The 10507-nt window shown below is 70.9% G+C and carries 8 protein-coding genes; 4 read left to right on the top strand and 4 right to left on the bottom strand.

Going from position 1 to position 10507, the window contains the following annotated elements; genetic code table 11:
- Positions 1–224: 224 nt before the first annotated feature.
- Together DVK44_RS13560 and DVK44_RS13555 are read right to left on the bottom strand one after the other, a co-directional pair.
- On the bottom strand, positions 225–869 hold the full coding sequence (locus DVK44_RS13560) for a LuxR C-terminal-related transcriptional regulator (RefSeq protein ID WP_114659917.1): 645 nt from the start codon (positions 867–869) through the stop codon (positions 225–227).
- Entirely contained in the window at positions 854–2251 is a 1398-nt protein-coding gene (locus DVK44_RS13555) for a sensor histidine kinase (protein ID WP_114659916.1), read from the bottom strand. Before DVK44_RS13555 ends, DVK44_RS13560 begins: the two co-directional genes overlap by 16 nt.
- 234 nt (positions 2252–2485) lie before the next feature.
- On the opposite strand from DVK44_RS13555, the gene DVK44_RS13550 reads away from it, so the two are divergent.
- Both DVK44_RS13550 and DVK44_RS13545 read left to right on the top strand, forming a co-directional pair.
- Positions 2486–3853 (top strand): serine hydrolase domain-containing protein, encoded by a 1368-nt coding sequence (locus tag DVK44_RS13550; protein ID WP_228447118.1) that lies wholly within the window; start codon positions 2486–2488, stop codon positions 3851–3853.
- Positions 3854–3906: 53 nt separating this feature from the next.
- Positions 3907–5109 carry a cytochrome P450 family protein gene (locus DVK44_RS13545; protein ID WP_114665104.1) on the top strand — a complete coding sequence of 401 codons (1203 nt, stop codon included), beginning with the start codon at positions 3907–3909 and terminating at the stop codon, positions 5107–5109.
- A gap of 276 nt (positions 5110–5385) precedes the next feature.
- Here DVK44_RS13545 and DVK44_RS13540 read toward each other — a convergent pair whose 3' ends face one another.
- Together DVK44_RS13540 and DVK44_RS36330 are read right to left on the bottom strand one after the other, a co-directional pair.
- Positions 5386–6465 carry a WD40 repeat domain-containing protein gene (locus DVK44_RS13540; protein WP_162793820.1) on the bottom strand — a complete coding sequence of 360 codons (1080 nt, stop codon included), beginning with the start codon at positions 6463–6465 and terminating at the stop codon, positions 5386–5388.
- Positions 6466–6481: 16 nt separating this feature from the next.
- Positions 6482–6940: a hypothetical protein gene (locus DVK44_RS36330; protein WP_162793818.1), complete on the bottom strand. Its 459-nt coding sequence runs from the start codon at positions 6938–6940 to the stop codon at positions 6482–6484.
- 511 nt (positions 6941–7451) lie between these two features.
- Between DVK44_RS36330 and DVK44_RS13535 the strand changes: the two genes are divergently transcribed.
- On the top strand, positions 7452–9755 hold the full coding sequence (locus tag DVK44_RS13535) for an N-acetylmuramoyl-L-alanine amidase (RefSeq protein ID WP_228447614.1): 2304 nt from the start codon (positions 7452–7454) through the stop codon (positions 9753–9755).
- A 156-nt stretch (positions 9756–9911) separates the two neighbouring features.
- Positions 9912–10442, top strand: coding sequence for a SigE family RNA polymerase sigma factor (locus tag DVK44_RS13530; RefSeq protein ID WP_228447117.1), 531 nt, complete (start codon positions 9912–9914; stop codon positions 10440–10442).
- The last annotated feature ends 65 nt before the right edge of the window (positions 10443–10507 follow it).

Raw genomic sequence — 10507 nt, 5'->3', positions numbered from 1 at the left:
GACGCCTTTGGACGACGTAATACGAGGTAGCACAGGTCAAGCAGTCGCACATGCTCTGATCAGGCAGAACATCACTGGGCAGCACGACCAGGCACCACGTAACACGATCGCTCACGGTCTCGTAATGCGTAGGTCTCGGGTTCGAATCCCGAAGGCGGCTCTGTGGAAGCCTCAGGACTCACTCGCCGTGACCTGGGGCTTTTGCTTTTGGGTGGGTGTGTGGGTCAGCCTTCCAGGTAGGCGAGGACGGCCAGGATTCGGCGGTTGTCGTCCTCGGACGGTTCGAGGTTGAGCTTGGTGAAGATGTTGTAGCTGTGCTTGCTGACCGTTTTCTCGGTGACGAACATGCGGGTGGCGATGGCGGCATTGGAGCGGCCCTCGGCCATCAGGGAGAGGACCTCCCGCTCGCGTGGGGTCAGTGCCAGGAGGTGGGGGTCGGCGCCGCGGTGGGTCAGTAGGGCGGATACGACTTCCGGGTCCATGATCGTGCTGCCCGCGGCGACCTCGCGGACGTTGGCGACGAAGCGGTCGACGGCCATGACCCGGTCCTTCAGCAGATAGCCGACCGCCCCGGCGCGGTCCGACAGCAACTCGCGTGCGTAGAGCTGCTCCACGTACTGCGAGAGCACCACGACCGGCAGGCCGGGGAGCCGTTCGCGGGCGGTGATCGCGGCGCGCAGGCCCTCGTCGGTGAAGGTCGGGGGGAGGCGTACGTCGACGATGGCGACGTCGGGGCGGTGGGTGGTGAGGGCCCGGAGCAGGGAGGGGCCGTTGTCCACGGCCGCCACGACCTCGAAGCCGTTGGCCTGGAAGATCCTGATCAGGCCCTCGCGGAGCAGCGCGAGATCCTCGGCTACGACAAGGCGCACGGCAGGGACATCCTTATCTCGGTGGGGCCGCCGGGCGGGCTGTCGACGGTCAGGGTGCCGTCGAAGGCGGCCAGGCGGCGGGCGATGCCGCGCAGGCCGGTGCCGGTGGGGGTGGTGGCGGGGGTGGGGGTGTCGGCGTCCATGGTGGCGCCGCCGTGGCCGTCGTCGTACACCCGCATCGTCAGTTCCCCCGCCTCGCGGGCCGGATGGGGGGTGAACTCCGCCTCGATCCTGATGTGTTGGGGACCGGCGTGCTTGATGGCGTTCGACAGGGCCTCGGCGACGGCGAAGTACGCCGCGGACTCGACCGGTGCGGGCAGCCGTCCCGGCAGATGGGTCACCACCGTAGTCGGAATGGGGTTGACCAGGGCCAGGGCCTTCAGCGCGCCGTCCAGGCCGCGGTCCGCCAGGACCGGCGGATGGATGCCGCGTACCAGGTCGCGCAGTTCGGTCAGCGCGTCGGCGGTCGACTCCCGCGCCTCGGCCAGCAGTCGCTGGACGGCCCGCGGGTCGTTGGGCAGCAGCTGCTCGGCCAGGCCCAGGCTCATACCGAGCGACACCAGACGGGCCTGCGCGCCGTCGTGCAGATCCCGTTCGATCCGGCGCAGTTCACTGGCCTTGGCGTCGACGGTCTCGGCCCGCGAGTCCGCCAACTCCCGTACGCGCGAGCGCAGTCGCGCCTGCTCGGTGGGGCCGAGCAGGGAGCGGATCACTCGGGCGTTCAGGTTCGCCAGGCGTACGGCGGTGACGTACCAGAGCAGGAGGAACACCGGGCCGAGCGGCACCAGCGCGAACGACTCCTGGACGCTCTCCAGGCGGAAGCCGTTGCCCAGGGGGGTGCGGAACACCTGGGGCGGGGTCAGTCGGTAGAGGAGCGGGTAGATCAGATAGAAGACGCCGCTGAGGAAGAGGAGGAGCGACAGCCCGTACGTGAACCACATGGTGACCGAGTTGGCCAGCAGCCAGGCCCAGTCACGCCAGCTCGCCGGGTCGCGCGCGATCGTCCACAGCCGCGCCGGCCACCCGGCGTCGGGCGGCGGCAGATAGGGCCGGGCCACCGGTTCGCCGAGCCGGTCGGCGGCCCACTGGCGGTGCAGATCGGCGAACCAGCGGATCAGTACGGTCGCGAGCAGGGTCAGCGGGATCCCGACGCCGATCGCGGCGACCGACAGCGAGGTGATCCAGAGCGTGGCCAGGGCGGCGCCCGCGGCCGAGGCCAGCAGCAGCACCAGCGACCCGCCCAGCAGGCTCATCCGCAGGGCCGGCCCGGAGCGGTGGGCGGGATCGTGGCGCGGGGCTTCGTGGCGGGCGGGACCGTGGCGCGGGGCTGGGCTGCCCGTGGCAGGGCTGCTCGGGAGGCGCGTCGCGCTGGGATCGGTCATCACGCTCCATCATCGTGCTGCCCGCGCCCCGAAGCGTATCGATGCCGGGGCAACGGGCCTCCGGCACCGGTGGTTGGACGTTGATCATGACCGGCCGGCCGGGCGCGCGCAGTGGGGTTTTCTCCACCCCTCCGGGGGGTCACCACCCGTGTTCCGCGGCCCGGACCCAGCGAGGCTCTGAGGGCAGGCGTCGGACGCCCCCGGACCGACGCCCTCTCGTACAGGAGGACCCTCATGACCGGTCGTACCAAGCAGTCCCCGCGCAAGCCGTCCCCGCGCCACCGCTGCCAGGCAGGTATGTCGCTTCTCGTGGCCGTGGCGCTGACCGGCGCCCTCACCGCGTGCGACGCGGCGGAGGCGGAGGAGTCGGGCAGGGACTCGGCCGTCTCCACATCGGCCACATCCTCCGGCGCGGCCGTATCCTCCGATGCCGCCGCGTCCCCGCGGGCCCGGCTGGCCGAGCTGGCCCAGCAGGTCGTGGACGCCGGTGCCCCCGGGACGATCGTCCGGGTCGACGACGGCAGCGGGAAGCCGGTCGAGATCACCCGGCAGGCGCCCTGGACCAAGGCCGACCACGCGCTCACCGCGAGCGACAAGTTCCGGATGGGCTCCAACACCAAGACGATGGTCGCCACCGTGGTCCTCCAACTGGTCGCCGACAACAAGCTCAAGCTGAGCGATCCGGTCGACGCGTGGCTGCCCGGCATGATCCCGGGCGGCTCCGAGATCACCGTACGGATGCTGCTCAACCACACCAGCGGGCTGTTCAACTACCTCTTCGACCCGGATGTGTTCCAGGCGTTCATCGGCCAGGACACCAAGGTCTGGACGCCCGAGGAACAGGTCGCCGCCGGTGTCCGGCACGAGGCGATGTTCGCGCCCGGCACGGACTACGCCTACAGCAACACCAACTACGCGGCGCTCGGCCTGATCGCGGAGAAGGCGACCGGACAGCCCCTGGAGGACCTGGTCCAGCGGCAGATCGCCGGTCCGCTCCAGCTGAAGAACACCTATCTGGTCACCGGCGCCGGAAACGCCGCCGACAAGTCGACGAATCCCGCACTCGCCCCCGGCTACGAACCGGACGCCGCCCGCCTCGTCGGCCTGCTCCCCCCGGGCGTGCCCGCCGGGACCGCGTTCAGCGGCCCGGCCAAGCCCGAGGGACACGTCGAGACCACCTGGATCAACCCCAGTACGACGGGGGCCGCCGGTGGCGCTGTCTCCACCGCGCGGGAGTGGGCCACCGTCACCGGCGCGCTGATGTCCGGCAAGCTGCTGCCGCCCGCGCTGATGAAGGAGATGCGTACCACCCGCGCAGAGGAGGCCGAGTTCCCGAACCGCCGTTACGGGCTCGGTCTGGAGGAGGTGGCCACCCCCTGCGGCACCGTCTGGGGCCACAACGGCGAGGTCCCCGGCTACTCCAGCGAGAACTACACCGACGCCGCCGGCCGCCGTACGGTCTCGGTCTACACCACCACGATCTTCGGTATCGCCTCACCGAAGCCCCGCGCCGCCCAGCAGGCCCTGATGAACGCCGCGGTGTGCGCCATGCTCGGCAAGCCGGTCCCGGCGACACCCGCGCCCGCGCCGACCGGCTCCTGAGCCACACCGCCCGCCACCCGCCGTCCGCCGTCCGCCTGTCTAGGGTGGAGGCCATGCCGACCTCAACACCCGCTGAACAGAACCCAGTTGACCCCGCGCAGCTCATCGCGAACCCGTACGAGGCGTACGCGCGGCTGCGCGAGGCGGGGCCCGTCCACCGCATCACCGGAACGGACGGGCTCCCCGCGTGGCTGGTCACACGCTACGACGATGTACGCCAGGCCATCGCCGATCCCCGGCTCTCCCTCGACAAGCGCAACGCGAAGCCGGGTGGCTACCACGGACTCTCGCTGCCGCCGGCGCTGGACGCCAACCTGCTCAACATGGACCCGCCGGACCACACCCGTATCCGGCGCCTGGTGTCCAAGGCGTTCACCCCGCGCCGTGTCGAACTCCTGCGGGAACCCGTCAGGAAGACCGCCGACGCGCTGCTCGACACCATCGCGCCGCTCGGCCGCGCCGATCTCATCGCCTCGTACGCCGCGCCGCTGCCGATCGCCGTCATCTGCGATCTGCTCGGCGTGGCCCCGGACGACCGGCGGGACTTCCGGTCCTGGACCGACGCGCTGGTGGCCCCGGACCCGGCCCGGCCGGAGAAGACGAAGGCGGCCGTACGGTCCATGCTCGGCTTCTTCACCGGGCTCCTCGCGGCCAAGCGGGCGGTCCCCGCCGACGATCTGCTCTCCGAGCTGATCTCCGTACGCGACGACGAGGACCGGCTGACCGAGGACGAACTCATGTCCCTGGCCTTCCTCATCCTCTTCGCCGGATACGAGAACACCGTCCACCTGATCGGCAACGCCACCCTGGCCCTGCTCAGCCACCCCGACCAACTGGCCGCGCTCCGCGCCGATCCCGGCGCACTGGGACCCGCCGTCGAGGAGCTTGCCCGTTACGACGGGCCCGTGCCCCTGGCCATACGCCGCTTCCCCACCGAAGACATCACGGTCGGCGGGGTCGGCATCCCGGCCGGCGAGACCGTCCTGCTGTCCCTGGCCGCCGCCCACCGCGACCCGCGCCGCTTCACCGATCCCGACCGGCTCGACATAGGCCGCGACGCGTCCGGCCACCTCGCCCTCGGCCACGGAATCCACTACTGCCTCGGCGCGCCCCTGGCCCGTATGGAAACGGAGACCGCCCTCACCGCCCTCCTCGACCGCTTCCCGCGACTGACCCTCGACGCCGCGCCGGGTGAGCTGAAGTGGCGCCCGTCGATGCGCGCCCGCGGGCTGGTCGCTCTGCCGGTGAGCTACTGACCTGCCGTGCCCTAATCGGCGGGCGGTCAGTGGCCCGTGGCGACGAAGCGGAGGTAGCGGCGCAGGCCCAAGACGCGCCTAATGGTTGCTCTGCTGGCTGCAGTTGGATGTTTGGGTTGATGCGGGTAAACCGCGGTGATCGGGGTGGTGCGTTGCCCTTGCTCGCACTGTTGACGAGGTCGCTTCGGTAGGACGCGCCGAGCTGGAGGCCGTGGGCGTACCAGGGGGATGCCTGGGTGAGGGAGAAGGAGTACGTCGGCGAGGCACCGCTGAACATCAATTCCGTCGCCAGAGGTAGGCGGTGCGGTCGGTTCCGACGGTCGCGACGAGGCGGGGATCACGGCTGAACGCAATGGCGGTTACGGGCACGTTCGAGGCCAGGGGGCTACCGAGGGGCTGGGGGCGTTCCGGATTCTCTACGTCCCACAACCGTGCGACGTGATCCGCGTCGACTGTCGCGAGAAGACGGCCGTCCGCGCTGAAGGCGAGGGCCGTTGTCCGCTTGTTCTCCGCCGGGAACGGCGGGCCCGTGCGGCGCGGGCCGCTGGAGGAGGAGGTGTCCCAGAGGTGCAGAGCACCGTCGTCAGTGGCGATGGCCAGGGTCTTTCCATCCGGAGAGAACTGGGCCGCACGGGCGTCCAGCGGAATTCGCCCCTTTGCTGTGGTTCGGGTGCCGTCGGTTTCGCCGGGAGAGACGCTCTGCAACTGGGTGGAGCGGGTCGCGTCGGATACCGCGAACATCACGCTGTACTGGCTTACGTGGATTGCTTTCACTTTGGTGTGCGGATTGGTGATCGACCAGACTCGTTGCCCGTTGTCGGTCCGCAGGCCGAGGACACTTTGGCCGTCAACGACCACGAGTGTCAGGCCGTCGGGGCTGACCCCCAGGAGCGCTCGGCTCTTCACGCCGTGTTCTCCCAGGCCGACCCGTTCAGGGTGCTCTGGATTCGCTACATCCCAACTGTCCACGCCCTTGGCGGAAATGGTCATCAGCAGATGACCGTCCTTCGGCGAGAAGGTCAGTGCATCGGTGCCTAGGTCGGTCCAGAGCCGCCCGTTGTCTACCAGTCGCCACTGCTCGATCGCGACCTCCTTCCCCGGCCTCTTGGGAGCCCACGGCACGGGCAGCATTCCCTGCGCGACGGTTGCCGTGAGGCAGGTCAGTACTACGGCGAGAGAGGTCAGGAACCCGGAGAACCGGCCGACGGCAAGGCCGGGTTCCGGAAGCGGGCGACGAGGCCGTTCGGGGACGGCCCGTGGAGGCAACGACCTTGCTCCCAGCGCCAGCACGAGCCGCCCCGCAACCCGCTCCTCGACTTTTGCGGGCGGCGGCTCTGCTGCCAGCGCCCGGATCAATCTCCCAACTCGGCTGTCAGCGTGTGGCATCGGACCTCCCGTCTGTCGACAGAGCGTCACCATTGAGCGTGGCGGGTCGCACGGACTCACCGACCGCAGAATTTTCGTCGTGCAACGGAAGGAACTGGAACAGCCTTGCAACGATGAGCGGTGTGGCGACCCCTGCGGCCAGCGCGGCGGTCTCGCTATTGAGATACCCGGACGCCCACAGGGCCGCCGCGAGCCCACACCCTGCGAACAGCCGCAGCCCGATCGCCACCAGCATCATCGGCCGGTCGGCCTTGCTGTCCCATGGCCAGCGCCACATCCGGTGCGGGCCGCTCGGATGCATGGATCTGGAGATACTCAGAGCTTCGGCGACGCCGCTTCCCAGTAGTCCCCAGAGCGCAGCTTGCAAGCCAGTCACGAGAGTACGGTAGCGGAGGGTGCCGGGATGGTGACGTACGGCGATGCTGTGACTGTCTTCTGCCTCCACGGCGCCTTCCAAGAACGGCTACGACCCCTCCGGCTACGGCTCTGGTCGTCCCTGTGGCAGTTGCCGGGTGTTTAGTCGCAGTCCAGGGCCGCTACTTCACCGAACGCGGTCCGCTGGATGAGGGAGCACAGCATTCCCGTACCGCGAGGGACGACGGGGAGTGGCGCCAGGGAAGGGACGGCTGGGGAGTTGTGTGAAAATAGCGCTGCTTTCGCGGTCGTGAGCGCGGCGTGTCGCCGCCGTTCCGTGGTCGCCGCGGGTCCAACGGGGGGAGGACGGCGTGGTCGCACGTCGTGTCTGGTTCGGTGCTGCCGGGATAACGGCGGTCGGGGTGACGGGGGTGCTCGTCGTTCAGGGGCTGCCCGGTGGCGGTACGGGGAGTGAGGGGGCCCGCGCCGGTGGTGCCAAAGGGGCCGGGCCCGTCGAGGTGGACGTCAGGTCGGCCGGGCTCGATGCCCGGGACGACGGCCGGGGCGCGGTGCTGCCCCGGCGGGACACCGAGCGGTTCAGCATGCTGGGCGTCACCTGGGACGATCCGGATGTCCGGGTGACCGGCCGGATCGAGGCCCGTACGCGCGCGGTCGGTTCCGGGGCCTGGTCCCGCTGGCTGGCGCTCGACGGTGACAGCGGGCAGGGCGAGGAGACCGCCGGGCGCGGCGGTACGGAACCCGCCTGGGTGGGGCCCTCGGACGGGGTGGAGGTACGGGTCGTCGCGGGCGACGGGACGGCCTCGCGGCGGCTGCCCGCCGGCCTCAGCCTCGCCATGATCGACCCGGACGGCGGGGCCGCCGGGGCTGCCGGGGCCGGCAGCGGCAGTCGTAACAAGGCCAGCGGCGTCAGTGGCGCCGGCGGCGCCGACGGTGGCCGCAGCGCCGCCGGCAGCGGCAGCCGCGCGTACGGCAGTGCGGACAGCCGCGCCGGCAGCCGCGCCGATCTCGCCCTGGACACCGTCGCCTTCGCCGCCGACGAGCCCTCCACCGAGCCCGCCCCCGGCGACCCCGACGCGCCCGCGGACACCCAGTCCCCCGACCCCGACCCCGGCACAGCCCCCGAGGCCGACCCGGGCGACGGCTCCGGGTCCTCGACTGGCGAGCCCACCGCGAGCGACGCCCCCACGGCCGGCTCCACCTCCCCCGCGCCCTCCTCGGGTACGGGCGCGAGCGCCGGCACCGGAAGCGGCAGTGCCACCCCGGCGCCCGCCACGTCGTCCCCGGTCGCCGGCTCGCCGAGCCCGACCGTATCCGTACCGGCGGGACCGCCGTCCACCGCGCCGCGCCCGGCGATCACCTCGCGCGCCGGCTGGGGCGCCGACGAGTCGATCAGCCCCGAGGAGCCCGGCTATCTGCCCGGCGGCAAGGTCAAGGCGGTCGTCGTCCACCACACCGCCGAGAGCAACGACTACACCTGCGCTCAGGCCCCCGCCGTGGTGCGTGGCATCTACACGTACCACGTGAAGACCCTGGGCTGGAAGGACGTCGGCTACAACTTCCTGGTCGACAAGTGCGGCACGGTCTACGAGGGCCGCAAGGGCGGTGTCGACCGTCCCGTCCAGGGCGCGCACGCCTACGGCTTCAACTCCGAGACGACCGGTATCTCCGTCCTCGGTACGTACACCACCGCCGCGCCCTCGCAGGCCGCGCTGGTCTCGGTCGCCCGTATCGCCGCCTGGAAGCTCGGCCAGTACGGCGTCGACCCGGCCTCCACCGCCACCCTCACCGCCGGTGAGGCCGGCACCAACCTCTTCCGCGCGTCCTGGGCCAAGGGCGCGAAGCGGTCGCTCCCGGCGATCCACGGACACCGCGACGGCTACAACACGCAGTGCCCCGGCGACGCGTTCTACGACCGGCTCGCCACCGTACGGTCCTGGGCGGCGGGTCCCCCGGCCGCCCCGGCGATCACCTCGCTCGGCGGCGCGAGCGCGGTCGCGAGTACGGGCGCGGGCGCGGTCGGGACGACGTACTACACGAAGGGCGCCGTCACCGTGAACTGGTCGACGGCCACCCCTGCCGCGCTGCTCACCGCGCACGAGGTGCTGGTCGACGGCCAGGTGGCCGCGAAGGCGTCCGCCACCGCCACCTCGGCCAAGGTGACGCTCACCCCCGGCAGCCACCGCGTGGCCGTCCGCGCCGTACACCAGTCCGGGAAGGCCACCGCCAGTACCACCGACACGACGGTCGTCGCCGACACCACCGCCCCCACGTTCCCCGTCAAGCCGTCGCTCGCCCTGCGCACCGGCACGGTCAACACCGCCGCCGTCCCGCTCACCCTGAGCTGGCGGGCCGCCGACAGCGCCGCGCTCAAGGACGTACGGCTGACGGCGCCGCTCGCCAGGACGTACGGGCCGGCCGTCCCGAGCGCCGCCCACACCGCCGCGTCGGGCGTCGCGACGAAGTGGTCGATGACGGCGTACGACCAGGCGGGCAACACCGCCGCCGCGTCGGTGTCCGGTACGCCGGTCATCCTCCAGGAGACGGCGGCGGTACGGACGGGCACCTGGACCGCCAAGTCCTCCGGCAGCTACCTGGGCGGCAAGTCCCTGACCAGCTCCTCCAAGCAGGCGTCCCTGACCTGGAAGTTCACCGGCCGCTCGGTCTCCTGGGTGGTCTCCCGGGCCGCGACCTCCGGACAGGCGGACATCTACCTCGACGGCAAGAAGGTCTCGACCGTCGATCTGAAGTCGGCCACCACCAAGTACCGGGACGCGATCTTCACCCAGACCTGGTCGGCCTCCGCCGCGCACACGCTCAAGATCGTCGTGGTCGGCACCAAGGACCGGCCCGCGGTCACCACGGACGCCCTCGTCTATCTCAAGTAACGAAAAAGAAAGGGCAGTTCAGGGGCGGTTCGCCGGTTCCTGAGAATTGGTCTGAAACATTTCCGCCGGGTCATCGCGTCAAAGGGGTGGAAGGCGGGGGCAAGGACCGCGTGCCGACGGGGGATCGGGGGATCGATGCGGCGCACGGTCTGGGCGGTGCGTACGGGCCGAACGGGGGAGAGATCATCCCGAGAGGATGATTTCAAAGAGTTCGCGGTCGGCCGTACGCACCATCTCTTCCGCTCCGCGTGTCTGCTGACCAGCGGCGATACCCATCTCGCCGAGGACCTGGTGCAGGAGACACTCGGCCGGATGTACGCGCGGTGGGGCCGGATCGCCAGAATCGACAATCCGGCCGGATACGCGCAGACCGTCCTTGTCCGTGCCTTCCTCACCCATCAGCGCCGTCGCTCCGCCACCGAACGGCCCCTGGGCGTGCTCCCCGACGCGGTGGGGGACGCGGCCGACGATCCCGCGCTGCGGGTCGCGCTCCTCGACGCGCTCGGCCGGCTCACGGCCAAGGACCGCGCGGTGGTGGTGCTCCGGTACTGGGAGGACCGCAGCATCGAGGAGACCGCCGACGCGATGAACTCCAGCTCCGCCGCCGTACGCACCCGATCGGTGCGGGCGCTCGCGAAGCTGCGGCAGGAACTGGGCGGCAGATTCACGGAGTTGGCCGACCACTGACGCCACCTCCCGGCGCGTTTCGCCCTCTCAGAATCCGATTCTTTCCGGTAGCCAAGCAGGAAGCG

Origin of the sequence: Streptomyces paludis, assembly GCF_003344965.1 — a bacterium.
Lineage (GTDB): Bacteria > Actinomycetota > Actinomycetes > Streptomycetales > Streptomycetaceae > Streptomyces > Streptomyces paludis.
This window is presented reverse-complemented; position numbering and strand designations above follow the sequence as displayed.